Source organism: Kineococcus arenarius subsp. arenarius, assembly GCF_050871845.1.
Classification (GTDB): domain Bacteria; phylum Actinomycetota; class Actinomycetes; order Actinomycetales; family Kineococcaceae; genus Kineococcus.
Genome location: NZ_JBJLSE010000013.1, coordinates 1 through 25609, shown reverse-complemented (window position 1 = coordinate 25609; position 25609 = coordinate 1). Strand labels below are relative to the sequence as shown.

General features: G+C 74.3%; 20 protein-coding genes and 5 pseudogenes. 15 read left to right on the top strand and 10 right to left on the bottom strand.

What is annotated here, in order from left to right; all coding sequences use genetic code 11:
• Window positions 1-104 precede the first annotated feature (104 nt).
• The 6 genes and pseudogenes from ACRYM0_RS05460 (at window position 105) to ACRYM0_RS05435 (ending at window position 9118) form a co-directional block, all read left to right on the top strand.
• Window positions 105-1973, top strand: a complete 1869-nt coding sequence (locus ACRYM0_RS05460) for an amidohydrolase (RefSeq protein WP_432502850.1) — start codon at window positions 105-107, stop codon at window positions 1971-1973.
• 45 nt (window positions 1974-2018) lie between these two features.
• Window positions 2019-3916 (top strand): annotated as a pseudogene (locus ACRYM0_RS05455) (amidohydrolase).
• A 151-nt stretch (window positions 3917-4067) separates the two neighbouring features.
• Entirely contained in the window at window positions 4068-5522 is a 1455-nt protein-coding gene (locus ACRYM0_RS05450; RefSeq protein WP_432502848.1) for an APC family permease, read from the top strand.
• A complete protein-coding gene (locus ACRYM0_RS05445; protein ID WP_432502846.1) occupies window positions 5519-6295 on the top strand; it encodes an SDR family NAD(P)-dependent oxidoreductase in 777 nt (258 codons plus the stop codon). Before ACRYM0_RS05450 ends, ACRYM0_RS05445 begins: the two co-directional genes overlap by 4 nt.
• Window positions 6187-6714: pseudogene (locus ACRYM0_RS05440) on the top strand (MoaF C-terminal domain-containing protein). The gene ACRYM0_RS05445 and the pseudogene ACRYM0_RS05440 overlap by 109 nt, the downstream one beginning before the upstream one ends.
• Window positions 6715-6862: 148 nt before the next feature.
• Window positions 6863-9118, top strand: a complete 2256-nt coding sequence (locus tag ACRYM0_RS05435) for a putative bifunctional diguanylate cyclase/phosphodiesterase (RefSeq protein WP_432502844.1) — start codon at window positions 6863-6865, stop codon at window positions 9116-9118.
• A 42-nt stretch (window positions 9119-9160) separates the two neighbouring features.
• Here ACRYM0_RS05435 and ACRYM0_RS05430 read toward each other — a convergent pair whose 3' ends face one another.
• Window positions 9161-9712: a hypothetical protein gene (locus ACRYM0_RS05430; RefSeq protein WP_432502842.1), complete on the bottom strand. Its 552-nt coding sequence runs from the start codon at window positions 9710-9712 to the stop codon at window positions 9161-9163.
• A gap of 306 nt (window positions 9713-10018) precedes the next feature.
• Between ACRYM0_RS05430 and ACRYM0_RS05425 the strand changes: the two genes are divergently transcribed.
• Entirely contained in the window at window positions 10019-10141 is a 123-nt protein-coding gene (locus tag ACRYM0_RS05425) for a hypothetical protein (RefSeq protein ID WP_432502840.1), read from the top strand.
• 163 nt (window positions 10142-10304) lie between these two features.
• Complete coding sequence (locus ACRYM0_RS05420) at window positions 10305-13001, top strand: ATP-binding SpoIIE family protein phosphatase (protein WP_432502838.1); 2697 nt, start codon at window positions 10305-10307, stop codon at window positions 12999-13001.
• A 31-nt stretch (window positions 13002-13032) separates the two neighbouring features.
• Here the strand turns inward: ACRYM0_RS05420 and ACRYM0_RS05415 are convergent, their stop codons facing one another.
• A complete protein-coding gene (locus ACRYM0_RS05415) occupies window positions 13033-13710 on the bottom strand; it encodes a M15 family metallopeptidase (protein ID WP_432502836.1) in 678 nt (225 codons plus the stop codon).
• A gap of 110 nt (window positions 13711-13820) precedes the next feature.
• Here ACRYM0_RS05415 and ACRYM0_RS05410 point away from each other — a divergent pair, with 110 nt between their 5' ends.
• From ACRYM0_RS05410 to ACRYM0_RS05400, 3 genes are all read left to right on the top strand, one after another.
• Entirely contained in the window at window positions 13821-14516 is a 696-nt protein-coding gene (locus ACRYM0_RS05410) for a ThuA domain-containing protein (RefSeq protein ID WP_432502834.1), read from the top strand.
• Window positions 14517-14602: 86 nt separating this feature from the next.
• Window positions 14603-14767 (top strand): hypothetical protein, encoded by a 165-nt coding sequence (locus ACRYM0_RS05405; protein WP_432502832.1) that lies wholly within the window; start codon window positions 14603-14605, stop codon window positions 14765-14767.
• A gap of 128 nt (window positions 14768-14895) precedes the next feature.
• Entirely contained in the window at window positions 14896-15345 is a 450-nt protein-coding gene (locus ACRYM0_RS05400) for a GtrA family protein (protein ID WP_432502830.1), read from the top strand.
• Window positions 15346-15357: 12 nt separating this feature from the next.
• On the opposite strand, the gene ACRYM0_RS05395 is transcribed toward ACRYM0_RS05400, so the two are convergent.
• Entirely contained in the window at window positions 15358-15513 is a 156-nt protein-coding gene (locus ACRYM0_RS05395) for a hypothetical protein (protein ID WP_432502828.1), read from the bottom strand.
• Window positions 15514-15641: 128 nt separating this feature from the next.
• A complete protein-coding gene (ilvD, locus tag ACRYM0_RS05390) occupies window positions 15642-17513 on the bottom strand; it encodes a dihydroxy-acid dehydratase (RefSeq protein ID WP_432502826.1) in 1872 nt (623 codons plus the stop codon).
• Between the two features lie 76 nt (window positions 17514-17589).
• Between ilvD and ACRYM0_RS05385 the strand changes: the two genes are divergently transcribed.
• A complete protein-coding gene (locus ACRYM0_RS05385; protein WP_432502824.1) occupies window positions 17590-18396 on the top strand; it encodes a helix-turn-helix transcriptional regulator in 807 nt (268 codons plus the stop codon).
• 15 nt (window positions 18397-18411) lie between these two features.
• On the opposite strand, the gene ACRYM0_RS05380 is transcribed toward ACRYM0_RS05385, so the two are convergent.
• From ACRYM0_RS05380 to ACRYM0_RS05370, 3 genes and pseudogenes are all read right to left on the bottom strand, one after another.
• Window positions 18412-19223 (bottom strand): IS5 family transposase gene (locus tag ACRYM0_RS05380; RefSeq protein WP_432502942.1). Its coding sequence is split into 2 segments (ribosomal slippage): window positions 18412-18891 and window positions 18894-19223, totalling 810 coding nucleotides; the frame shifts between segments, so codons are not numbered across the junction.
• Between the two features lie 289 nt (window positions 19224-19512).
• Window positions 19513-20687 (bottom strand): annotated as a pseudogene (locus ACRYM0_RS05375) (IS701 family transposase).
• A 51-nt stretch (window positions 20688-20738) separates the two neighbouring features.
• Window positions 20739-20942, bottom strand: coding sequence for a hypothetical protein (locus ACRYM0_RS05370; protein ID WP_432502821.1), 204 nt, complete (start codon window positions 20940-20942; stop codon window positions 20739-20741).
• Between the two features lie 164 nt (window positions 20943-21106).
• On the opposite strand from ACRYM0_RS05370, the gene ACRYM0_RS05365 reads away from it, so the two are divergent.
• Window positions 21107-21559 carry a hypothetical protein gene (locus tag ACRYM0_RS05365; protein WP_432502818.1) on the top strand — a complete coding sequence of 151 codons (453 nt, stop codon included), beginning with the start codon at window positions 21107-21109 and terminating at the stop codon, window positions 21557-21559.
• Window positions 21457-22017 (top strand): hypothetical protein, encoded by a 561-nt coding sequence (locus ACRYM0_RS05360; RefSeq protein ID WP_432502816.1) that lies wholly within the window; start codon window positions 21457-21459, stop codon window positions 22015-22017. Before ACRYM0_RS05365 ends, ACRYM0_RS05360 begins: the two co-directional genes overlap by 103 nt.
• A 91-nt stretch (window positions 22018-22108) precedes the next feature.
• On the opposite strand, the pseudogene ACRYM0_RS05355 reads toward ACRYM0_RS05360, so the two are convergent.
• From ACRYM0_RS05355 to ACRYM0_RS05345, 3 genes and pseudogenes are all read right to left on the bottom strand, one after another.
• A pseudogene (locus ACRYM0_RS05355) lies at window positions 22109-22894 on the bottom strand (formyltransferase family protein).
• Window positions 22891-23694 carry a methylenetetrahydrofolate reductase gene (locus ACRYM0_RS05350; protein WP_432502940.1) on the bottom strand — a complete coding sequence of 268 codons (804 nt, stop codon included), beginning with the start codon at window positions 23692-23694 and terminating at the stop codon, window positions 22891-22893. The pseudogene ACRYM0_RS05355 and the gene ACRYM0_RS05350 overlap by 4 nt, the downstream one beginning before the upstream one ends.
• Before the next feature lie 208 nt (window positions 23695-23902).
• Window positions 23903-24358, bottom strand: a pseudogene (locus tag ACRYM0_RS05345) (aminomethyl transferase family protein); the annotation flags it as partial.
• A gap of 21 nt (window positions 24359-24379) precedes the next feature.
• Between ACRYM0_RS05345 and ACRYM0_RS05340 the strand changes: the two are divergent.
• Window positions 24380-25537 carry an MFS transporter gene (locus tag ACRYM0_RS05340; RefSeq protein ID WP_432502813.1) on the top strand — a complete coding sequence of 386 codons (1158 nt, stop codon included), beginning with the start codon at window positions 24380-24382 and terminating at the stop codon, window positions 25535-25537.
• Window positions 25538-25609: the final 72 nt, after the last annotated feature.

Below are 25609 nucleotides of genomic sequence, written 5' to 3'. Positions count from 1 at the left end.
CGGATGTGCCGCACGTGAGTCGCTGGTTTCCTCGAACCCCACCCTCATCCCGGGGGCGACCGCACCGGTCGACCGGGTCCTGCCACCGCCCACAGGAGTCCTCCGTGCCCCACCTCAGTCGTCGAACTCTGATCAGTGCGAGCGCCGGCGCCACCGGGGTCGCCGTCGCAGGCTCGACGGTGCCCGCCGCGGCGGCTGCCGGTTCCGGTCCCGCCGACCTCGTCGTCGTGGGTGGGAAGGTGCTCGTGATGGACGAGCGCTGCCGCACCGCCGAAGCGGTCGCCGTGCGCGGCGGCCGGATCATCGCGGTCGGCTCGGCGCGGGACGTCAAGCGCCTGACCGGTCGCCGCACCCAGGTGCTCGACGCCACCGGGGGAACCGTCCTGCCCGGCATCAACGACTCGCACCTGCACCTGAACTCGCTGAGCCTGAACCTGCCGCCGTACTCGTACCCGGTCGACACCGCGACGATCGAGGAACTGGTCGCCGTGGTGCGCGACGCGGTGGCCGCGACCACGGACCCGGCGGCCTGGATCCGCGGGCAGGGCTGGAACGACAACCGCCTGCCGCGCCCGCCGCGCGCCTCGGACCTCGACCCCGTCTCCGGCGACCACCCCGTCGTGCTCACCGACTTCTCCTTCCACGCCACCAGCGTGAACACCGCGGCGCTGCGACTGGCCGGCATCACGCGCGACACGGTGCCGCCACCCGGCGGCGTCATCGAGAAGGACGCGGACGGTGAGCCCACCGGAGTGCTGCGCGAGGGGGCGCAGAACCTCGTGCGAGCGGTCGTCCCGCCGTTCTCAGCGCAGGAGATCGCCGAGAGCGTCGAGGCGGGCACGGCGCTGCTGCACCAGCGCGGCATCACCAGCATCACCGAGCCGGGCATCGGGCTGGACACCCTCGCCGTGTACGCCGCCGAGGCCGCCGCCGGGCGCCTCGGGGTGCGGATCACCGCGCTGCTCAGCGCCGGTCCGAACGCGGCGGGGTTGCGCTCGACGCTCGACGCCTTCTCCCCGCTCGAGGGCGTCGACGAGCAGTTGCTGCGGGTCGCCGGCGTCAAGGTGTTCGGCGACGGCATCCCCACCGCCGCCAGGACGGCCTGGCTGCACGACCCCTACCTCGACGGCACCCACGGCTCGCTCACCGTGGACGGAGCCACGATCGAGGAGCAGGTCGGCGAGCTGAACGAGATCATCGCCGTGGCGATCGCCGCGGGGATGCAGGTCGGCACGCACGCCACCGGCGACGCCACGATCGACGCGGTCGTCGCCGCCTACCTCGCCGCCACCGGCCGCGGGCGGCGCCGCAGCGACCTGCGCCACTACGTCATCCACGCCGACCTCGCGCCGGAGGCGACGCTGCGCACGATGGCGCGTCACGACATCGGCGCGAACATGAACGCGTCCATCAAGCACCTGCTGGGGGACAGCGTCGAGAGCGTCCTCGGGCCGGAGCGCACCGCCTGGCAGGCCCCCTACCGCAGCGCCCTGGACGCGGGCGTCCGCGTCTCCAGCGCCTCCGATGCGCCGGTGACGATGCCCGACTGGCTCGTCGGCGTCTTCGGAGCGGAGACCCGCGAGGGGATGTACGGCGGCGTCACCGGCCCCGAGCAGGCGATCAGCCGCCTGGAGGCGCTGACCTCCTACACCCGCACCCCCGCCTGGCAGGATCACGCCGAGGGGTGGAAGGGCACCCTGCAGCGCGGGATGGTCGCCGACCTCTGCGTGCTCGACGGCGACCTCCTCGGCGTCGACGCCCACGACCTGCCCGGGATGACCGTGGCCGCCACGGTGCTCGGCGGGGTCGTCGTGCACGACGCCTCCGCCGCCGGCGCGACGAGCGGGACCGGCGGTGCGGCGAACGCCGCCGCCGTGGCCATGAGCGGCCGGCACGGGGCGGACTGCCTGGGCGCCGGGGCCTGCTGCTGCAAGATCAGCGACCGGATCACCGGCCGCCCCTTCACCGCCTGACCCACCGCTCCTCCCACCCACCACCCCTGCCCCTCAGGAGGAACCGTGCCGCACCGCGACCGCGCGAAGCACCGCACCACCCACCCCGTGACGGGCCCGACGCGACGCCTCCTCCTCGGCGCCGCGACCGGTGCCGCAGCGGGAGCCGCGGCGCTGGCCGGCGCGGCCCCCGCGAGCGCCGGCACCGGTCGGCGCGGACGCCGCCAGGCGGACACCGTCCTGATCAACGGCCAGGTCGTCACTCTCGACGGCTGCGACACGATCGCGACGGCGCTCGCCGTGCGCGACGGCGTCGTCGTCCACGTCGGCGACGACGCGTCGGCGCGGCGGTGGGTGGGCCGGCGCACCCGGGTCGTCGACCTGCGGGGGCGCACGGCGGTGCCCGGCATCAACGACTCGCACCTGCACCTCCTGCGCACCGGCCTGGCCATGCCCCCGCGCACGATCGACGTCGGCGAGGCGGCCGGAGGCACGATCACCGCTGTCGCAGCGGCCGTCGCCGCGGCCGTCGCGCAGGCGGGACCGGGCGCGTGGATCCGGGGCAAGGGCTGGAACGAGGACCTCTTCACCGAGGGGCGCGCACCCACCCGGCAGGACCTCGATGCGGTGGCGCCCGACAACCCCGTCGTCCTCCTCGACTGGTCGAACCACCAGCTGTGGGTGAACTCCAGGGGGCTGGAGCTGGCGGGCGTGACCGCGAGCACCCCGGTGCCCGCCGGCGGGGTCGTGGTCCTCGACGGGGCCGGCCGACCGGTGTGCTGCAGGAGACGGCCATGGCCCTGGTGAACTCGCAGGTGCCGGCCTTCACCCGGGAGGAGCAGCGGGCCGCGATCGAGGACGCCGCGGCCGCCGTGTCGCGCCTGGGGATCACCAGCTGCACCGAACCGGGCATCGGGGACCTGACGCGCTCGCTGTACGCGGAGATGGCCCGGGAGGCGTCCCTGCCGCTGCGGGTCACCGCCCTGCTCAGCCGACCGGACGACACCTACCCGGTGAGCACGGACCAGGTGCGCGAGCTGCTGGCCGCCTACCGCCCGGCCGTGGACGTCGACCCGCGGCTGTTCGCCGTGCGCGGGGTGAAGCTGCGCGCGGACGGGGTGCCCATCGCCAGCCGGACCGCGTTCATGCGCGAGGAGTACGTCGGCGGGGGGCGCGGCAACCTCGTGACGGTCGGGGAGGACGCCGCCGGCAAGGTCGCCGAGCTCACCGCCATGGTCCGCCTCGTCCACGAGGCCGGCTGGCAGGTGGGCACGCACGCCACGGGCGACGCCGCGATCGACGCCGTCGCCGCCGCCTGCGCCTCGGCGCTGTCGGACGGTTCCGGGGCGCACCTGCGCCACTACGTCATCCACGGCGACTTCGCCCGGCCGGAAACCCTCGACCTGCTCGCCGAGCACGGGCTGGGCGTGAACTTCAACCCCGCGATCAAGAGCCTCATCGCGGACAGCCAGCCGGAGGTGGTCGGGCCCGAGAGGGCCGCCTACCAGGTTCCGCTGGCGACGGCGCTCGCCGCCGGTGTGGTCGTGGCGGTCTCCTCCGACTCGCCGAACGTGTCACCCGACTGGCGCCTCGGCCTGCAGGGCGCCCTGCTGCGCCGAGGAGCCTCCGGGGCCGTCTCCGGCCCCGAGCAGCGCATCGGCTTCCACGACGCCTTGCGGGCGTTCACCACCGCCGGTGCCTGGCAGGACCACGCCGAGGACTGGAAGGGCTCCTTGGAGAGGGGCAAGGTGGGCGACGTCTGCGTCCTCGGTGAACGAGTGCTCGACGACGAGGGTGCCCTGCGCGTCCCCGTGGAGCAGTTCCACGAGGTCCCCGTCGACCTCACCCTGGTGGGCGGGGACGTGGTCCACGACATCGACGAGCAGGCGACCTCCGGAGCGCAGGTGCACCGGATGTCCTGGGCGGTCGCACCGTCACCCGACGCCGTGTGCTCGAACTGCTGAACCCTCCGGGCCGGGTCCCGGCCCCCGCACCCGTGGACCCCTGGACCCTCGATCCCCGACACCCCGAGAGGAACGCCATGCGCACGACCACCCCGTCCGCGGCACCGCGATCCGGCGCCCTGCGCACCACGCTGCCGGCACGGTGCCGGTCGTGAGCGGGACCGAGCCCGCACCGTCGCCGACGCGCCCGGGGGCGGAGGGTGCCGTCCAGAACTCCGGACTGCAGCGCGACCGCCTCGGCGTCTTCGGCGTCACCTTCTTCGTCGTCGCCGCGGTGGCCCCCATGGCGGCCGTCGTCGGCGGGTCGCCCGTCGTCTTCGCCAGCATCGGTGCCGCCGCACCCGCCGTCTTCCTCCTGGCGGGCGTCCTCTTCACGGTGTTCAGCGTCGGTTACGTCACCATGAGCCGCCGCATCCGCAACGCCGGTGGGTTCGTGACCTACGTCGCCTCGGGCCTGGGCACCCGCGCCGGTGCGGCAGCGGCCGGCGTGACGGTCCTGTTCTACGTCGCCGTGCAGTGCGCGCTGTGGAGCCAGTACGGGGTCTTCGTCACCCAGCTGTTCGCCGACCGGCTCGGGTTGCCGGTGCCCCGCGTCGTCCTGCTCCTGCTGTCGCTGCTGCTGGTCACCGCCCTCACGGCGCGGGGTGTCGACATCAGCCTGAAGGTCCTCGGCGTCCTGCTGCTGCTGGAGGTCGCGACGTTCATCGTGCTGGACATCGGCATCCTGGTGCAGGGTGGCGGGCCGTCCGGCGGTTCGCTGGCCGGCTTCACCCCGGACGCGGTGCTCGCACCGGGGCTGGGGGTGGCCTTCCTGTTCTGCGTCGCGTGCTTCACCGGTTTCGAGGCGACCGTCGTCTTCTCCGAGGAAGCGCGCGACCCCCGGCGCACCATCCCGCGCGCCGCGTACCTGTCCATCGGCTTCATCGGTCTCTTCTACGCCTTCACGACGTGGTGCCTGTCGACCGCGAACGGCCTGGGGACCGTGCAGGACGACGCCGCGGCGAAGCTGGAGTCGGGCACGTTCGTCCCGGACATCGCCGGCCGCTACCTCGGGTCCCCGTTCGTGACGGTCCTGGACTTCCTGGTCGTCACCAGCTTCCTGGCGATGCTCATCGGTTTCCACAACCTCTTCGCCCGCTACGTGTTCGCCCTCGGCCGCGCCGGGGCGATCCCCACCGTCCTGGGCCGCACGAGCAGCCGCTCGCGCACCCCGGTCGCCGCCGCCCTGGCCATCGGCGCCACCGAACTGGTGGTCCTGGGCGGGTTCGAGGTCGCCCGCGCCGACCCCATCGGCACCACGTACTTCTGGCTCCTGGCGCTGGGCACGGCGTCCCTGCTCACGGTCCTGCTGGTCACCTGCATCGCCATGCTGTCCTTCCTGGCGGGCAGTCGTGCGGAGGAGGGCCTCTGGCGGACCACGGTGGCCCCGGCGCTGTCCCTGGCCGGTTTCGTCGTCGTCCTGTACCTGGCGATCACGAACTACGCGCTGCTCGGCGGCAGCGGGGCGGGGGCGTGGCTGCTGCTCGGCATCCCGCTGCTGGCGGTGCTGGGGTGGTGGCGAGCCACGGCGCGCCGCGACCTCGACTTCGCGGCGAACCTGTCGTGAACGTCGTCGTCACGGGAGCGGGCACCGGCATCGGGGCGGCGGTCACCGCTGCGCTGCGGGCTCGCGGTGAGCAGGTGCTCGCCTGCGGGCGCCGGCCCGGACCCCTGCAGGAGGTGGCCGAGCGGACGGGGGCACTGCCCCTGGCCGTCGACGTCGCCACCCCCGAGGGCGCCGACGCGGCCGTCGCCACCGCGGTGGAGGCGTTCGGGGCGCTGGACGGCCTGGTCCTCAACGCCGGGATCGTCCGGGCCGGGACCGTCGGCACCCTGTCCGTGCAGGACTGGGAGGAGACGCTGCGCATCAACCTCACCGCACCCTTCCTGCTCGTGCGGGCCGCGCTCGAGCACCTGGTGCGCGCCGGCGGTTCGGTGGTGACGGTGGGTTCGGTGGCCGGTCTGCGCGCCTCGCCCGCCTACGCCGCCTACGGCGCCTCGAAGGCGGGTCTGCACATGCTGACCCGGAACCTCGCCGTGGACCTGGGCCCGCGCGGGGTCCGGGTGAACTGCGTAGCGCCGGGCTGGGTCCGCACCGAGATGGGTGACGCGGAGATGGCCGAGTTCGGCGAGCCCCTGGGCCTGGACCTCGACCAGTCCTACGCGCGCGTCACCGCGGCCGTCCCGCAGCGCCGGGCCGCGACGCCGGGGGAGGTGGCCGGCGTCATCGCCTGGTTGCTGACGCCGGCGGCCTCCTACGTGCACGGAGCGGTGGTTCCCGTCGACGGCGGCACCAGCGTGGTGGACGCCGGCAGCCTGGCGTTCCTGCCGGCCGACTGACGCGCCGCCCGGGGCCCCGTGGGTGGAGGAGGACGTGCGCACCGGTTCGCTCGGCGCGCCACGAACGCGCCTCCGAGCTCGCGGGTGCTCGCGTGCTGCACGTCTACGGCCCCGAGAACGCCTACGAGCACCTCCACCTCACGGACAGCGCCTACACCTGGCACTGCCTGGCGGGGGCCGAGCGCGGGCTGGCCGACACCGATCGCGACCGGGTGTGGAAGCTGCGCGAGGACGCCCACCTCTTCGCGTGACAGGAGAAGGTCGTGCCCTGCGACGGCGTCGCGGCCGTCAACTTCCGCCGCGGGCACTCGACCGGCCGCATCCGGGGGTTGGACACCGCGACGGGGCGCAGGAACTCGATCGCCACGGGAGCCCGCGAGGCCGTGCTGTCCCGCACCGTCCACGACCCGGCCGCCTGAGCCTGAGCGGCGCCGCGGGCATCGGTGCGACCGTGGTGCGCGCCGTCGCTCCTGGACGGCTCCCGCCGGCCCGCTGCGGGGTGGGGCCGGGGCCGCCGGTCGGGTGACACGGCGTCAAGCCGCCGCCCGGGCGTGACGACGCCGGGTCGTGACCTCTCGCCGTGCCCGATGGAGCGCCCGATCGACCTGGGCGCTCCTCGTCGGCGCGCTCGCCGCAGCCGCGCTGGTGCTGGCCGTGCCCGCCTGGCGCGGGCCGGCGGTGCTGGTGGTCGCGCCCGTCGCGGTGGCGCTGGTCGTGCTCGGCGTCGCGCTGCACCGCCCCCGCGGCGCGGCCTGGTGGCTGGTGGCGCTGATGCTGGCCCTGTGGGGGGCCGTGCCCTGGCTCGCGCAGACCACCGGCCGGGTCGACGGCCCGCCGACGGCCCTGGTGTGGGCCGGTCAGGCGGTCGCGGCGGGGATCGTGCTGCACGTGGCCCGTGGGCGGGAGGGGGGCCGGGAACCCTCGCCCGGCGGCAGGCTGGACCTCGTCGTCATCGCCGCCGTCGTGGCGCTGGTGGGCGCCCAGCTGGTGGCCGTGGCGCTGGCCGGCCACGGGGACGCGACCGGCGTGGCGGTGGCCGGCGTCGACGTGGTCCTGCTGGGGGTGCTGCTGCGCTTCGCCGTCTCGCGCCGCGCCCTGCCGGTCAGCTCCTGGCTGCTGCTCTCCGCCGGCCTGCTCACCGTCGTCTACGACCTGAGCTGCTCCCTGCACGGGCGGCGCACCGCCCTGCCGGGGGAGGCGGTGCAGGGCCTGGGGGTGCTGGCCCTGCTGCTCTACGGGCTCGCCGCGCTGCACCCGTCCATGACGGTGGCCTTCGCCGCCGAGACGTTCACGCGCCGGCGACGCCCCTCCGCGGCTCTGCTGGGGCTGCTGCCGCTGGTCGCCGTGCCCGCCGCGCTGTGGTGGGTGGCGCGATCCGCCGGCGCACCGGGCCTGCCGGGCTGGACGGTCCCGGTGACCGGGGCGCTGGTGGCGGCGCTGTGCCTGTTGCGGGCCGCCGCGGCGCTGCGCGCCAGCGAGCACCTGGCCGAGCACGACCCGCTGACCGACCTGGCGAACCGGCGCGGGCTGGCCCGCGCGCACGCCGAGCCGCCCGGTCCCGGTGGCCGCAGCCTGCTGCTGCTGGACCTGGACGACTTCAAGCAGGTCAACGACACCCACGGGCACGACGTCGGCGACGCCCTGCTGCTGCAGGTGCGCGACCGGCTCGTGGGCGCCGTCCGCGAGGTCTGCGCGGGGACCGGGGTGGTCGCCCGCCTGGGCGGGGACGAGTTCGTCGTCCTGGCCCCCGCCGCGTGCGCCGGCGAGGTGGCCGGGCGCGTGCTGCGCGCGCTGGAGGCCCCGGTCGTGGTGCGCGGTCTGGTGCTGCGCGCGGGGGCCAGCGTCGGCGTCGCGCGCGAGGACGCCGCGGCGCCGGTGCCGCTGGTCGAGCTGCTGACCCGCGCCGACGTCGCGATGTACGCCGCGAAGTCCGCCGGTGGCGGCCGGGCGGTGGACTTCCACCCCGCCATGCGCGAGGAGGTCGCCCGTCGCTACACCCTCAGCGGTCAGGTCCGCCGGCTGCTGGCCGGCCGGGCCCCCGACGTCGGGCACCTGGAGGTGCACCACCAGCCGCTCGTGGAGCTGGCGTCCGGCCGGGTGGTGGGTGCGGAGGCGCTGGTGCGCTGGCGGCACCCCCAGCACGGCCTGCTGGCCCCCGACGCGTTCCTCGCCCTGGTCAGCACCAACGACCTGGACGCCGAGCTGGACGCCGTGGTGCTGCAGGAGGTGGTGGACCAGCTCTCCCGCTGGCGCGACCAGGGCCGGCGCGAGCTGCCGGTGGCCGTGAACCTCACGCGCGCCAGCTTGGACGACCCCGACCTGGCCGATCGCGTCCTGACCCTGCTGGCCGACGCGGGCGTGCCGACGTCCCAGCTGCACCTGGAGATCACCGAGCACCAGCAGCTGGCCGTCGAGAGCCCGGCCGCCGCGTCGCTGGCGGACCTGCGCGCCGCCGGTGTCGAGGTCCACCTCGACGACTACGGCACCGGGTACACGTCGCTGGACTACCTGCGCCGCTTCCCGGTGCAGGTGCTCAAGCTGGACCGCTCGGTGGTCGGCGCGGTGGCCGACGGCGACGCCCAGCTGGTCGCCGGGGTGCAGGCCATGGCCGCCGCGCTGGACCTGCAGGTCGTGGCCGAGGGGGTGGAGACGCCGCAGCAGCGCGCGCGCCTCATCGAGCTCGGCGTGCGGTACGGGCAGGGGTACCTGTTCTCGCGCCCGCTGTCCGCCCGCGACTACGCGGACCGCGTGCTCGGGCCGGCCCGCTCCCACGGCCCGCACCCGCAGCGCACCGCTGCGCCCGGGGTCGTCGCGGCCCCCTGAGCGCTGCGGGGGCGGGCCGGGGACCGGCCCACCCCGGTGGGATCAGCGCTTCAGGCTGCTCAGCAGACCCTGGGCGACCTGCCCGGCCTTCTGCTGCTCGCCCTGCTGGGCCCCCATGACCAGCAGCACGCCGGTCAGGGCGGGGATGCTCCACTGCAGCACCTTCAGCCGGCGCTGCGCGCCCGCGACGTCCTCGGGGGTGCCCTGCTCGGGGTCGACGCCGGAGGCGGCCGGGGCGTGGGAGTCCTTGCCCAGCTTGGCGCCCTGCAGACCGGAGTAGGCGGTCACGCCCATCGCGACCAGCGTCAGCCCCGCCTTGAGGGCGGTGTTGCCGCGGGTGCCGGACTGCCCCACGACCCGGCCGCGGTTGCCCAGGATGAGCCCGACGCCGCCGATGCTGTGCACGGCCAGGGCGGCGGCGTTGACCGGGGCCCAGCGCGCCCAGCCGGCGGTGGCGACGTGGGTGCGGTCGCGGGGGTCGGAGACGGCGGCCGAGGCGCCGTTGAGGCCGACGGCCCCGAACAGCGAACCACCGAACCAGGCCGCCAGGCCGATGTCGTGCATGGAACGGATCACGGTCTGACGCTCGGACACGGGAGCACCTCTCTGGACGTCGGTCCCGCTCCCGCGGGTGCGGGTCGGGCGGGGTGAGGGGCCAGGTTCCCGCAGGGAGCGCGTTCGCGCCCGCTGGGACCGGGCGGGGGTGCTGGAGCGCGCTCGCCGGGGCGGGCGCTGCGGCGGATGGGCGACGTGGGGGCGCCGGTGTTCCCAGGAGCCCGTCGCGTGGAGGACACTCGGAGCATGTCCCCTCGTGCGAGTGCGGCCCGGCGTCACCTCCCGACCAGCCCGTTCCAGCCCGCAGCCCCCCGGACCCCGACGGAGTTCGCCGTCGACGACCGCGTGACCCACGACCGCCACGGTCTCGGCACCGTCGTGGCGATCGGTGCCGACGAGCAGGTCACCGTCCGCTTCTCCTCCGGTGAGGTCCGCCTGGTGAACGGGGCCAAGCTGGACAAGCTCTGAGCGCGTTCCCCCCGCCGCGGGGCCGCGCTCGCCGGGCTGCCCGGCCCGTAACATCCACTCAGTGACGAATGAGTTACCGAGTGTGAGTGGAGTGGGTGCTCCACCGCCCCACCCCGCACCCGAGGCTCACCCCGCAGCGCCCCGGGACGGCCGCGACACGCGGGTGGCCATCGACGCCTCCCTGCTGCCGGCGATCTTCGACGGCCCGGCCGTGGCCGTCATCGCCCTGGACCGCGACGGTCTCATCACCGCCCTGACGCCCGGGGCCGAGCTGCTGCTGGGCTACTCCGAGAGCGAGCTGCTCGGCGAACCCCTGCACGAGCGGCTGCACCACCAGCACCTCGACGGCAGCCCCCTCGCCCGCGGGGACTGCCCCGTCGTCGCCGCGCTGAGGGCCGCCCGCCCCGCCGCGGGCCACGGCGCCGTCCTCGCCCGCGCCGACGGCACCCTGCTGGTGGCCTCCTGGGCCTTCGCCCCCGTGGTCCTGGCCCGCACCCTCACCGGCGGCGTCCTGACCCTGCACGACGTCAGCGCCCAGCGCGACGACGCGTCCCGGCACGGCCGCCGCCTCGCCCTGGCCGAAGCGGCCAACCTGCGCCTCACCCTGCTGGCCGACGTCTCCCAGCTGCTGTCCGAGGGTCCCGCGGACCTGGACCGCGCCCTGGACGGGCTCGCGCGGCGCGTGGTCCCGGCGCTCGCGGACTGGGTGGCGGTCGACCTGCTGGAGGCCGACGGCGCCCGGGCCCGGCGGGTGGCGCTGGTGCACCGCGACCCGGCCGTGGAGGCCGGCGCCCTGGCCGGGCTGGGGCCGCTGCCGCCCCTGGACCCGGGCATGCGCAGCCCGCTGGTGCAGGTCCTGCACGGTGCCCCCCTGCAGCACGTGGCCGACCTGTCCACCGTGGACGACGAGGGCGACGAGTCGTGGGCGCAGCGGAGGTCGCACCTGCGCGAGCTGGGCGCCAGCGCGGCGATCGTCGCCCCGCTGCGGGCGCGCGGGCGCACCCTGGGTGCCCTCACCCTGGTGCGCACCCTCCCGGCCCGGCCCTTCCGGGACGAGGACGTCGCGTTCGTGGCCGACCTCGCCGCCCGTGCGGCCGCCACGGTCGACACCGCCCGGCTGCTGCAGCAGGAGCAGCACCGGGCCGAGCAGATGCAGCGGGCCCTGCTGCCCCAGCTGCCCGAGCGGATCGGCGGGCTGCGGCTGGCGGGTCTGTACCAGCCCGCCAGCGACCTCGCCCAGGTCGGCGGCGACTGGTACGACGCGTTCGAGCTGCCCGACGGCAGCGCCGCCCTGGTCCTCGGCGACGTCGCCGGGCACGACCTGCACGCGGCCACGCGGATGGGGGCGATCCGGCACAAGCTGCGCGCGATCGCCGCCGACCGCGTCGCCCGGCCCGCGGAGGTCCTCACCCGGCTGGACCGGGTGCTGCAGCGCTTCGCACCCAGCGACGTCGCCACCCTCCTGCACGCCCGGCTGCGGTGCGAGGGCGCCGGCTGGCAGGCGCAGTGGTCCAGCGCCGGGCACCCCCCGCCGCTGCTGCTCGTGCCCGGTGCCGGGCCCCGGTTCCTGGAGGCCGAGGCGGACCTGCCCCTGGGCGTGGCGGACCTGCCGCGGCACGACGCGCACGCGTCCCTGCCGGCCGGTGCGACCGTCGTCTTCTACAGCGACGGGCTCGTCGAGCACCCCGGCGAGTCCCTCACGGACGGCCTGCAGCGCCTGCTGCGTGCCGGGGCCGGCCTGGAGCGCGCCCCCCTGCCGCACCTGTGCCGGGAACTGCTGGACCGCCTGCACCCCGCCGGCAGCGACGACATCGCCGTCCTGGCGGTGCACCTGGGCCCGGTGGCCGCGCCGGCGCAGGGACGGGCGGGCGAGGACGGCGAGGCGCTGCCGCAGGTGCACCTCCTCGACCTGCCGCTGCGCCGCCGCCAGGAGTTCACCCAGTACACCGAGGGGCTCCTGCGGGAACTGGCGCTGCTGCGGTTCGGTGCCCGCCACCCCTCCGCCACGGCGCTGCCGCAGCGGCTGCTGGACCTGGCGGCGGAGCTGCAGAACACGTACGCGCACCTGCTGGCCGACCCCACGGCCGTCATGGACGCCGCGTCGGCCGCCGGGCGGGAGTCCTGCGACGTCACCTACCGGGTGCCCGCCGAGGCCGGTCCCTTCGCCGTGCGCTTGCTGGCCGCGCTGGAGGAGGCCGACGACTTCTGCCGCGCCGAGGAGCACCTGCTCACCCTGCCCGCGGCGCCGGAGGTCGCGGCGTACCGCCGGTGGGTCTTCGGCGAGTTCGAGCGGCAGCTGGCCGGCGCCGCACCCCGGCCCTGGCGGGGGCCGGAACCGCAGCACCCGCCCGGTCCGCCGCTGCCGCCGGGGGGACCCGGTACCCGCCCGGAGCCGGACGGGGAGGTGCGGTGGCGCAGCGCGGGCGAGCCCCTGCGCCTGGACCCCCACCCCGGCGCGGTCTCCGCGGCCCGCCGGCACGTGCGCCGCACCCTGCGCGAGACCGGGGCCGGTGAGCTGGAGGAGACCGCCGAGCTCGGCGTCTCCGAACTCGTCACCAACGCCGTGCTGCACGCCCGCACCGCCGTCACCGTCACCGTGCGCCTCGCGCCGGGCGGGCAGGTGCGCATCGAGGTCGCCGACTCCTCCGAGGCCCACGTCCAGCAGCGCCGGTTCGGCCCGGCGGCCGCGACGGGGCGCGGGTTGCGGCTGGTGGAGTCGATCTCCTCGGCGTGGGGTGTCGAACCCCTGCCGCCGGGACGGGGACCGGGCAAGGTGGTGTGGTTCCAGCCTGCGCCGGACGCCGCGGGGCCGGAGCTCCGTGCCGAGGACTGGGCGGCCGAGCTGGAGGGCCTGCTGTGACGGTCCGACCGTCGGCCCCCGCGCGCGGACGTCAGGCCGTGAACGTCCAGTGCCACGACTCGCGGGGCACGTTCTCGCTGAAGCCGAACTCCTCCGCGTGCGCGCGCATCCACGTCAGCGCCTCGCCGTCCAGGTCGAGGTCGAGGCTCAGCCCCCAGCCGTGCTCGCTGGTGCCGGGTTTCGCCGCCAGACCGCCCTGGGAGTACAGCCCCTTGCGCCGGGCCACGTCGACCTGCTGCTCGTAGGAGCGGTACGAGTCGGTGACCTTGATCGTGACGCCGTCGCGGGCGGCGGCCGCGCGCAGCTGCTGGTAGGCCTGGGCGGCCGGCGCCCACATCGTGTGCGAACCCTGCCCGATGCTGCTCAGCGCGCTCGCGGGGATCTTGCCGTTGCCGTAGCCCACGAGGTCCAGCGGCACCCCGTCGGCGTTGCGCGCCCGGCTGGTCCCCGCGACGCCCCCGGCGCTCACGCCCGACGCGGTGCCGGACGCGGAGCCCGTCGCGGTGGTGAGGTTCTGCGACAGCAGCGACGCGAAGGAGGTGCCCGTCGCGCCGCTGGACGCGGTGGCGCCGGTGCCGGTCGTCACCGCCCGGGCGGGGGGAGCGGGGGGCTGCAGGGCCCGGATGCGGGCCTCGATGTCCGCGATGCGCGACACGACGCCGCTGATGCCGTCCACCTCGAACCTCCTGCCGTCGACGAACTCCGTCACGGGTTCCTCGGCCGCGGTGGAGTCCGACTTGAGCGCCGCCGGCACCGGGGCCGGCCCGGGTGGACGGCCGCTGGAGCGCGACCGGTCCTGGCAGGCGCGAGGATCTCCACGTGAACACGACACCGACCACGAGGGCGCTGGTGCTGGTGGGCCGCGGCCGCTACCAGGACCGCTGGCACGACGACGCGGCCACCGGGCACCGCGTCGCCGGGGAACTGGCCGCGGCCGGCCTCGAACCGCAGGTGCGCGGCACGGCCCCTGCCGCGCTCGACGACGCCGACGGGCTCGCCCTGCTCGTCGTCGTCGCCGGCACCGGGCGGAGCGACCCGCACTGGGACGGCGACGACGCGGCGTGGGCGCCGTTCCACGCGCGCCTGGCCTCGCTCGTCGCCGAGGACGGTGTGCCCCTGCTGGCTCTGCACCAGGCCGCGAACACGTTCACGGACGCCCCCGGCTGGGCGGACCTGATCGGCGGGCGGTGGGTCCCCGGCCTGTCGATGCACCCGCCCATCGGGCCGGCGCTCTTCCGCCCCGTCCCCGGGGAGGAGCACCCGGTCGTGGCGGGGCTGGGCCGGGTGGAGGCGTTCGACGAGCGCTACTGCCTGCTGCAGCGCGCGGAGGGTTCGCGGGTCCTGCTCACCACCGAGCACGAGGGCGTCGAGCACCCGGTGGTGTGGCAGGCCCCGGGCCCGGGCCGGGTGCTGTACGACGGGCTCGGCCACGGCACCCGCTCCTACGACAGCCCGTCCAGGCGGGAGCTGCTGCAGCGGGAGGTGACCTGGCTGCGCGGCGGGCGCCGGGCGTGAGGCGCGCGGCAGGGCGGCTGGAAACACCAGGGGGGTCTCGCGCGTTGCACCGTCACCGGACGACGTCGTCACCAGGGAGACCACCCGTGCGCACCACCGCGACCACGCTGACCTTCGCCGCCCTCATCGGGGCGCTGGCCGCCGCCGGCGGTTCGCCACCGGGCCCCGTCGAACGCAGCCGGGTCACCGGTGAGGTCCAGCAGCAGTCGCAGGACGTCCTCCCCGAGGCCGGCGGCGCAGACCCGCGCTGACCCCTCCGGCGAGCCGCGAGCGCCCCCGTCGGGGGATGCTGCGACCCACCGCGTACTGCGTCGGGTGCAGGTGAGGACCGTGCTGGAGGAGGACGCGGCGGTGCCCCTCGGCGGGCCAGGCTGGAGCCGTGCGCACCGCCACCCCCGTCGCCCCGACGCGGACGTTGCCCCGGTTCGTGGCTGCCGGCCTGACCGGCAACCTCGCCCACGCGGTGGTGTTCCTGCTGCTGCAGGCCTGGACGCCGATCCCCGTGGCCGCGGTGAACGTGTCCGCCACGGTGTTCTCCACCCTGGTGGCCAATGAGATGCACCGCCGGTTCACCTTCCCGGGCGGTGCGGGCACGCCGTGGTTCCGCGGGCACGGCGTGGGCGGCGCGGCGGCCGTGCTCGGCGTGGTGCTGAGCACCGCGGCGCTCGCCGTGTGGCACCACCTGCTGCCGGGCGCGAGCGCGCTGAGCGGTCTGCTCCTCATCCACGCCGTGACCGGGCTGGTGGGTCTGGCCAACTTCCTCGCGCTGTGCACGGTGCTGCGTCCCCGGGCCGCCGGGTCGCTGGGCGGGGGTGCCGCCGGGCAGTGAGCTCCGCTCGGTTCAAGCGCCGGTGTCCAGCGGATCGGTCACCGAGTCCAGGAACGCCTCCGTCGGGTCCGCACCGCCCTCGCCGCGGCCGCGGCGCAGCTGCGCGCGCCGGGTGGCGAGGTCCCGCCAGATCGAGGACGTGGCGCTGCCGGTGGTGACGGCGGTCATCGTGCTTCCTCTCACGGGCCGCCCCTCGGCCCCGAGGAGTGCATCGGGGCCGGGGACGGCCTGCTCGAGCGGAACCGCTGAGGACTCACCGGATCCACAGGTTCCTGGGCTGTTGCACAGGAACCCGCTCAGGCGCCGCCCGGTGCACCCCCGTCGAAGCGGCCGATGTCGCGCACGGCGCCCTTGTCGGCCGACAGCGCCAGCGCCGCGTACGCCTTCAGGGCCGTGGAGACCTTGCGGGGGCGGACGGCGGCCGGGCGGTAGCCCCGGCCCGCCTCGAGGGCGGTGCGCCGCTGCTCGAGCACCTCGTCGGGCACGTCCAGTCGCAGCACGCGGTTCGGGATGTCGATGACGACGGTGTCGCCGTCCTCGACGAGGGCGATGGTGCCGCCGGCGGCCGCCTCGGGGGAGACGTGCCCGATGGACAGCCCCGACGTGCCGCCGGAGAAGCGGCCGTCGGTGACCAGCGCGCACACCTTCCCCAGTCCGCGGCCCTTCAGGTACGAGGTGGGGTAGAGCATCTCCTGCATGCCCGGCCCGCCGCGGGGCCCCTCGTAGCGGATGACGACCACGTCGCCGGCGCTGATGCGCCCGGACAGGATCGCCTCGACCGCGTCCTCCTGGGACTCCACCACCACGGCCGGCCCGGAGAACGTCCAGATCGACTCGTCGACGCCGGCGGTCTTCACGACGGCGCCGTCGGGGGAGAGGTTGCCGCGCAGCACGGCCAGGCCGCCGTCGGCGGAGTGGGCGTGCGCGACGTCGCGGATGCAGCCGCCCTCGGCGTCGGTGTCCAGGCTCTCCCACCGCTCCGACTGCGAGAACGCCTTCGACGAGCGCACGCAGCCGGGCGCGGCGTGGAACAGCTCCACCGCCTCGGGGGACGGGGAACCCCCGCGCACGTCCCAGTCCTTCAGCCACTCCGCCACCGAGGCGGAGTGCACCGTGGTGACGTCGTGGTCCAGCAGCCCGGCGCGGTCCAACTCGCCGAGGATGGCCGGGATGCCGCCGGCGCGGTGCACGTCCTCCATGAGGTAGGTGCCGTTGGGGGCCACCTTCGTCAGGCACGGCACGGCGCGCGAGCGCTGCTCGATGTCGGCCAGCGTGTAGTCCAGCCCGGCCTCCTGCGCGGCGGCCAGCAGGTGCAGGATCGTGTTGGTGGAGCCCCCCATCGCGATGTCCAGGGACATCGCGTTGTCGAACGCCGCGCGGGAGGCGACGTTGCGGGGCAGCACGGTGGCGTCGTCCTGCTCGTACCAGCGCTTCGCGATCTCCACGACCGTGCGCCCGGCGTCCTCGTACAGCTTCCGGCGCGCGGTGTGGGTGGCCAGCACCGAGCCGTTGCCGGGCAGCGCCAGGCCGAGGGCCTCGGTGAGGCAGTTCATCGAGTTCGCGGTGAACATCCCCGAGCACGACCCGCAGGTGGGGCAGGCCGCCTCCTCGATGCGGGAGATGTCGGCGTCGGAGACCTCGGTGTTCACGGCGTCCGCGATGGCGGAGACGAGGTTCAGGCGGCTGCGCACGGTGCCGTCCACGAGGACCGCGGTGCCGCCCTCCATGGGGCCGCCGGAGACGAACACGGTGGGGATGTCCAGGCGCAGCGCGGCCATGAGCATGCCGGGGGTGATCTTGTCGCAGTTGCTGATGCAGATCAGCGCGTCGGCGCGGTGCGCCTCGACCATGTACTCCACCGAGTCCGCGATCAGGTCGCGGCTGGGCAGGGAGTAGAGCATCCCGTCGTGACCCATCGCGATGCCGTCGTCGACGGCGATCGTGTTGAACTCGCGCGCCACGCCGCCGGCGGCGTGGATCGCCTCGGACACGATGCGGCCCACCGGCTGCAGGTGGGTGTGACCCGGGACGAACTCGGTGAAGCTGTTGGCGACGGCGATGATCGGCTTGCCGAAGTCCTCGCGCGCCACGCCGGCGGCGCGCAGCAGTGCGCGGGCGCCGGCCATGTTCCTGCCGTGCGTGACGGTCCGGGACCTCAGAGGGGGCATGGCACCAGTGTGCGGCACCCGCCCGGGTGCCGGGAGACGGCGCCGGTGCTGGTAGTGGCGCTACTAGGATGCCCGGGTGAGCAGCGAGACCCGCCGGCGCGAGCTGGGCGCGCTGCTCCGCAGCCGCCGCGACCAGCTCACCGCCGCCGAGCTGGGCCTGCCGGCCGGGACGCGCCGGCGCAGCCCGGGTCTGCGCCGCGAGGAGGTCGCCGCCCTGTCGGGCGTGTCGGTGACCTGGTACACGTGGCTGGAGCAGGGCCGCGACACCCACCCCTCGCGGCAGGTGCTGGACGCCCTGGCGCGCACCCTGCGCCTGTCGGACGCCGAGCACGCCTACGCGCTGTCCCTGGCCGGCCACCCCGCTCCCCGGCCGCCGTCCACCGCCGCGCCGCGCACCGCGCCGGCGAACGTGCAGCGGCTGCTGGACGCGCAGGTGGGCCTGCCCGCCTTCGCGATCACCTCCGACTGGCAGATCGTCGGGTGGAACGAGGCCTACGCGGTGCTGTACCCCGGCATCGCCGAGGTGGCCGAGGAGGACCGCAACCTGCTGTGGCTGGTGTTCACCGACCCGTCCGTGCGGCGGTTGCTGCCGCGCTGGGAGGAGGACAGCCGCCGCTTCCTGGCCGAGTTCCGCGCCGAGGCCGGCCCGCTGCTGGGGGAGCCGGCCGTCGCCGCGCTCGTGCAGCGGCTGCGCGCCGCCAGCGCGCACTTCGAGGCCGGCTGGACCGACCACGACGTGCGCGGGTTCACCTCCCGCGAGCGCCTGTTCCACCACCCGGACGCCGGTGACCTGCGCCTGGAGCACCACCAGCTCACCCCGGCCGACCACCCGGACCTGCAGGTCGTGATCTACACGCCGGTGCGCGAAGGCGGCGTCGGCTAGGGCCTGTCCTGCGGATCAACGTAGGTGGATCATGATGCAGGCGATGATGACTTCGCTGCGGAAGTACGCGGCTCGCTTGGCGTAGCGGGTGGCGAAGGCACGGAACTGCTTCAAGCGGTTGATGCAGCGCTCGACGACATTGCGCTGGCGGTAGATGTCCGCATCGAAAGCCGGTGGCCTGCCGCCGGCTGAGCCCTTGGCCTTGCGGCGGGCGATCTGGTCGCTCTTCTCCGGGATGGTGGCCTTGATGCACCTGCGGCGCAGCGCTTTCCGGGTGGGGCGGTGGGCGTACGCCTTGTCGGCGACCACCCGCTCGACCCGGAGCCTGCGCCCCTGCACCGACAGTTCACTCAAGGCGTCCAGCAGGGGCAGCAGTTGCGGGTTGTCGCCTGCCTGGCCCGGGGTGAGAACGACCGCGAGCGGGCGGCCGAAGGCATCGACAGCCAGGTGCAGCTTGCTGGTCAGCCCTCCACGGGAGCGCCCGAGGCATTCGCCGTCGATGGCGAGGTCTTCGATCCAGGGCGCGCAGCCCCCTTTTTCCGGGCCCCAGCGGAGTGCTGGTGGGCCCGGACGTGGGTGGAGTCGATGCTGACCACGACCGCGGTGGCCTCATCGAGACTGCCGATGGAGTCGTCCTTGACCACGACCTCGGCCAGGATCCGCTCCCAGGTGCCGTCCGCGGTCCACTTGCGCAGTCGCTCATGGGCTGTCTTCCAGGGCCCGTAGCGCTCGGGCAGGTCCCGCCAGGGGGCCCCGGTCCGCAACTTCCACAAGATCCCGTTCACGACCTGACGGTGATCACGCCAGCGCCCACCACGCTGCACCATCGGCGGCAGCAACGGCTCGATCTGCGCCCATGCCTTGTCGGTGACTTCACCACGACCGACCCCACCCACGACGCCATGACGACCCACCTACAAGATCCACAGGACACGCCCTAGTACTGCAACGGCACTTGTGGTGAGGTGTGTCCGCGTCGTCGGTAGTGGCAGGTGCGGGCTTGGTGCTGGCGTCGGCGGCGCCAGTGTGACCAGTTCCAGACGTGCTCGGCGGCGTGCTGGACGGTGAGAGCCAGCTTGACGAGAAGGCGGCGGACCTCCGGTAGCGTGAAGGCAATCATGCCATGACTGCCGGGATCGGCGCCCCCTTTTCGGTCTCTTCGAGGGTGGTTTCGTCGAGGGCAGCGCGGGTGACGGCCAGCCAGGCCAGGGTGAGCATCGAGAGGGTGATGTGGGCGTACCAAGCCCGATAGTCACGGACCTGGTAGTGGTCCAGTCCGGCTTCGCTCTTGGCCTGCTGGAAGCATTCCTCGACGTGCCAGCGGGTGCCGGCGACGCGGGCGAGGTCGGCCAGGGAACTGGTGCGGGGTCCGCAGCAGACGTAGTACGCCAACTCCCCGGTGTTGGTGGAGCGCCTGGCCAGCAGCCAGTGCCCGCGCCCGTGCTGCCAGGCGATGCGGATCGGGACTCGGGCCCAGTCGTAGATCCGTTCGCCGTGGGCGCCAGGGCCAGCGGAGTAGCGCCGCCACGCCTGGGCGGGCAGTGCGGCGATGAGCTCGGCGGCGCGGGCCTGGCGGGCATCGGTGGTGATGAGTGTGTCGTTACTCTTGCAGGCCAGCACGTGTGTGGCGTCCCGGTCTTCCAGCCAAACCCGAAAGTAGGCCGCCTGGCCGTAGGCCTCATCGGCGGTGACCCAGGCGAACGCAACCCCGGCGTCGAAGGCCCGGACGAGCATGGCGATGGCCTGCTGCGGCTTGGTGGCGAACTCCACTTCGTCACCGATTCCCGCCTTGCGGCAGCGGTCACGATCCTCGGTCCACGACTGCGGCAGGTAGAGCTCCCGGTCGATCAACGCGTGCCCGCGAGGCGCGGCGTAGGCCAGGAACGTGCCGATCTGGCTGGGGGTACCCCCTCTGGGGGATTCTCGATGCGCCCGGCGGTGCCGGAGTACTGCCGCTGTACCCCGGCGGAGCGGGTGCCCTTCTTCAAGAACCCGGTCTCGTCCACGATCAGCACCCCCTCGGGTGAGCCGAGGTGCTCCACGACGTAGTCACGCACGTCGTCACGTACCCCATCGACGTCCCAGTCCGCCCGCCGCAGCAGGCGCTGCATCCCGTCTGGGGACACCTCCCCGGCCTGCTCGGCCAGCGTCCAGCCGTTCTTGCGCTCCAGCCCCGCGGCCAGACCTGTCACGTAGTCACGCACCCGCGCCCGCGGCTCTGCCCGCGCGAACCGAGGCGCGATCCGCGCGTGCACCCGATCAAGCTCCGCCAGAGCCCCGTCCACCACCACAGGATGCATCATCTACCACAAGTGCCGTTGCAGTACTAGCCGCTCGGCCCTTCAGCCCGGGCGGTCGCCGGTGCCCAGCTCCGCGACCAGCCCGCGGGCGACCAGGTCGTCCACCAGGCTGGCGACGGTGCCGTTCACCAGGCCGGTCGCGGCGCGGATGTCGCTGCGCGCGCACGGCGCGTGCGCGTCGAGGGTGCGCAGCACCGGCGACGGGTTGCGGCGACGCACGTCGCCGAGGTCGGTGGGGCCGGGCACGCGGGCATCCTCCGCGGCATTCGGGTGAGGGGTCAACCGCAGTTGAGTCAGGGATCGGTCTGATCCGGCTGCGTCTCGTGCGCGCCGGGCGCCCCTGACCGCTCGGGCCCCCAGCACCCCTGGGCGACCCCGACGCACCGCCCGGCTTCGACGAGGAGGCTCCCGTGGCCAGGAATCCCGGTTCACCGCTCCTCGAGCTCGTCCTGCCGTCCGCTTCACTGCTGCTGTCCGAGGCGTCGGTGATCTCGCCGACCCTCCCGGAGCTGGCCGAGGCCCTCCCCGACGCCGGGCGGAGCAGCGTGCAGAGCCTCGTCACCGTCGGTTCGGTCGCCGGCATGGTGAGCACCGTCGTCGCCGGCGCGCTGACACTGGTGAACTGGAAGGCGGCGTTCTTCGTGCACGCCTTCAGCCTGGTCTGCCTCGTCCTCTTCGCCCGGTTCATCCCCGAACCGCCCGCCCACACCCCCGCCGACGAACCCGCTGCCGGTTCGCGGCACCGTGGCACTGCGTCTCCGTGGACGTCCGGATCACCGCAGCGATCACGCTGGTCCCCACGGCGGCCTTCCAGGGCGTCTTCGTCTCGATGCCGCTCGCCTTCGTCAGCGGGAAGGACCTGACGACCTCGGCGACGACCTCGCTGCTGCTGACGGTTTCCTCGCTGCCCGCGGTCGCCGTCGGCCTGGTCCTCGCTGCCCGAGGTCGCCGTCGGCCTGGTCCTCGCTGCCCGAGGTCGCCGTCGGCCTGGTCCTCGCTGCCCGAGGTCGCCGTCGGCCTGGTCCTCGGCCCCGTGGTCCGCCGGCTGCGCGCGTGGACCGGTGCCGTGGCGGCCACGGTCCTCGCCGTCGCCGAGCTCGCGATGTGCGGCGCGGACAGCGCTCCGGTTGGTTTCGCCGCGGCCGCGCTCGCCGGCACCGGTTTCGGCTGCTTCACGCCCTTCGTCATCACCACGACTAACGACCGCGCCACGCCGCGCACGTCGGCGATGGCCACCGCGCTGGTGTTCGCCGGGGCCTCGATCGGAGGTGCCGCCGCGCCGTACTACTTCCGCACTACTTCCGCGTCTTCGGTGAGCTGACGGGGAACACCAGTGCGACGCACCAGTTGCTCGTCTCGGCGGTCATGCTTGTCGTCGTCGCGCTCGATGTCGTGGTGGCCCGGTGGTTTCTTCAAGCGAAGACGATGGTCTGGTTGCCAGCGCGGATGACGCCGTCCTCGCTGTGTCGGGCCACGGCGCGCGAGAGGGCCGCCCGCTCGAGGTCCGCGCCGCGCCGCTGCAGGCGGGCAGGAAGGAGTGGTGGATGTTGATGATCGGCACGCCCACCTGGTCGATGAAGTCGCCGGCGAGGATCCGCACGTACCGCGCCAGGACGACGAAGTCGACGTTGCCGCGCAGCGGGCGCAGCCGCTCTGCCTCGGCGGCGGACCTGTCCGGCCCTGTGGAGGGGACGTGGAAGAAGGGGATGCCGAAGGAAGAAGGGGATGCCGAAGGAGCGCACGTCCTCGGCCAGGTCCGGGTGGTTGGAGATCACCATGGACACCGTGACGGGCAGCTCGCCCCGGCGGTGGCGCCAGAGCAGGTCCAGGAGGCAGTGCTCGGACTTCGAGGCGAAGATCGCCACCCGCTTGGGCACCGAGAGGTCGCGCACGGTGCACTGCAGGTCGTAACCGAGCACCAGACGCTCCTGCAGGTCCTCCTGCAGCCGGGGGAGGGCGACCTCGAGGTTGTCCAGGCTGAAGACCGTGCGCTGGTAGGACCGCCCGCCCTGGGGGTCGTCGGAGTACTGGTTCAGGGAGGCGATGTTCGCGTCGTGCGCGCTGAGAACCGAGGCGACGATCCCGGTCCGGTCCGGCCCGTGCACGATCGAGCAGGCCAGGTTCTCGCCGCCGGCGGCACCGGTGCGCGCGGTCGGGTTGCGGGCGGAGGTTCGGGTGGCGGTCTGGGTGGTGGTCACTGCCGTGCCCCTGGGAAGTCGTCGATCCACTCGGACGTGGCCTTCAGGCCACCGAAGGTGTAGAAGTGCAGGCCCAGGTCGCCGTGGCGTTCAGGCGCGTAGCGCTCGGCCAGGGCCCGGATGAAGGTGTCCGGTCCGGCGGTGCCCACGAGGTTGGTGATGGAGAAGCCGTACTTCTTCGCGATGCCCGCACTGGTGCCGACACCGAAGCGCTTGGCGTAGCTGAGCAAGCGCCGGATCCCGGCCGGGCCGGGCACGCCGATGCGCACCGGCAGGTCGATGCCCCGGGAGCGCACCGCCTCCAGCCAGGTGAAGACCGGGTCGACGTCGAAACCGAACTGGGTGATGACGTTGCCGGCGAGCCCCTGCTCGCGCAGGGCGGCGGCCTTGCTCTCGATGGCCTGCCACAGGACGGGGTCGGTGATGTCCGGGTGGCCTTCGGGGTAACCGCTGACGCCGACGTGGCGGACGTCGTGCTGCTGCAGCAACCCCGAGCGGATCACCGCCAGGGAATCCGCGTATGGCCCCGCAGGGGTCGGCGGGTCGCCGCCGACGACGAAGACGTCGTTGCTGGCACCGACCTGCTGCAGCGCGTCCAGGAACGTCTGCAGCTCGTGGGCGGACTGCAGCCGGCGCGCGGAGACGTGTGGCACGGGGACGAAGCCGCAGTCGCGGACGGCCCGCGCCGCCGCGACACGCATCTGCAGGTCCTCGTTGGCCAGGTAGGTGACGTTGATCCGCGTGCCGGGCGGGATCGCGGCACGAGCCTCCTGCAGCTGGCGGACGTCCTTGCCCGTCATCTCGAGGGAGAAGTCCTGCAACAGGTCGTGCTGTGCTGCGCCGGGTTCGGGGTGAACTGCTTCCACGATGCTCCTCGGGTGGTCCTGGTGGCGCGACCGGTCCGGCCGGTGGTGCGGACGGCACCTGCGGTCCGCGGCGGCGACCGGCCGGGCGAGCCGGCGCTCAGGCGTTGCGCCGGTACTGGTCCCGTGCGTACTGATCGTAGGGCGCGTCCTTGACCGCCGTCGCCCCGGACCAGTCACCAATGAACTCGTACCCGGCCTGACCGGCCATGCCGTGCCGCAGGGCCTTCAGCCGCTGACCGGCGAGCGACACGGGGGTCGAGTGGAAGAACTTGGTCTCCGGCAGCGGGCCGCCGAAGGCGCGCTCGACGAGCTCCTGGGCCAGGGGGCCCTGGACCTGGTAGCGGAACAGGCGCGGCGGCCCTCCCCCCGGACGGAATCGGGAGTCGGGGTCGGTCTCGAAGGTGACGTCGTGACCGCCGGTCTGCGCGTGGTACTTCACCCAGTTCTGGGCGGCCGGCACTCCGGTGAGGGTGTAGCTGTTCTCACCGTTGCGCATGAGGATGCCGTCGCTGATGATGAAACCGCGACTGGTCACCGGGACGAACTGCTTGGCCTGCCCGATCGCGAACTTCTCGTAGTTGTTGGCGCTGACGGACGCCGGCGCGTCTTCCTCGCCGGCATGTCGCTGACCGTCCTGGGGGCCGTGATCGCCGGCCTGGCCGGCACGGCCGAGGGTTCCGCCGCCGTCCACGCCCTGTGGGCCGGTCAGGCGGTGTCCGGGCTCGGCGCGGGCGCGCTGCTGCCGACGACCCTGGCCCTGATCGCCCACGCAGTGCCGGACCCTCGCCGGCGCGGGCGCTACGTGAACGCCTGGGCCACCGGCATCGTCGTCGGCCTGGCCCTGGGGCCCCTGCTGTCGGGCACCATCCTGCGGTACCTGGACTGGGGGTGGATCTACGCGCCCACCGGGGCGCTGGCCGCCCTGGCCGCCGCCGCCGCCCTGGTGGCGCTGCCGGAGTCGAAGGCCCCCGCGGGCCGCCACCTGGACTGGACGGGGCAGGTGCTGGCCACCGTCACCGTCTCGATCTACGGGGTCATCGAGGGTGGCGAGCACGGCTGGACCTCGGTGCCGTGCCTGGTCGCGCTCGGCCTCGCCGCGATCGCCCTGGTGGCCTTCGTCGTCGCGGAGTCCCGCTCGGCGGCCCCGCTGATGGAGCTGAGCCTGTACCGCAACGGCCAGTTCACCGCCGCCGGCGTGTCCGCGCTCATCGCCCTGTTCTCCATCGTGGGCACGGCCTTCCTGCTCAGCCTGTTCCTCGGCTACACCCAGCGGCTGAGCCCGCTGGGCATCGGCCTGCGGTTGCTGTTCACCGCCGGCGTCTCGGCGCTCGTCAACCCCCTGGTCGGCGCTCTGATGTCGCGCGTGCGACCGCTGGTCCTGCTGGGCCTCGGCATGTTCCTGTCGGCGGTCGCTCTGCTGCTCATCGGTGCGATCGACGAGACGACGGGTTTCGCCGACGTCGTCTGGCGTCTCGCGGTGTTCGGGGTGGCGATGTCGTTCATGCTCACCCCCGTCTCGGTGGTCGCCATCAACGCCGTGCCCTGGCGGTCGGCCGGTGCGGCGGCGGCCACGAACACCGCCCTGCGCCAGTACGGCGGCGCCCTGGGCCCCGCGGTCCTCGGGGTGGTGTTCAACGGGCGGATCGGCGCCGGGGCGTCTCCCGCCTCCGCGCTGAGCACCGCGCTGCTGGTGAACGTCGTCCTCGTCCTGGCAGCCGGCGCTCTCTGCGTCGTCGTCGCCGTCCGTCGCCGGGAGGGCGCACCCCGCGGCAGGTAGGTGAGCAGGACCGCGAAGACGGGCGGAGCCCGCGAAAACGCCTCCCCGGTGGCGGGACCGAGGTCCCGCCAC

Bases quoted from the DNA above. Each gene is read 5' to 3' on its own strand.
- ACRYM0_RS05395 (WP_432502828.1), bottom strand. From the start codon at position 15,513: ATGACCGCCGTCACCACCGGCAGCGCCACGTCCTCGATCTGGCGGGAC.
- ACRYM0_RS05350 (WP_432502940.1), bottom strand. From the start codon at position 23,694: ATGACGGGCAAGGACGTCCGCCAGCTGCAGGAGGCTCGTGCCGCGATC.
- ACRYM0_RS05340 (WP_432502813.1), top strand. From the start codon at position 24,380: ATGTCGCTGACCGTCCTGGGGGCCGTGATCGCCGGCCTGGCCGGCACG.
- ilvD (WP_432502826.1), bottom strand. From the start codon at position 17,513: ATGCCCCCTCTGAGGTCCCGGACCGTCACGCACGGCAGGAACATGGCC.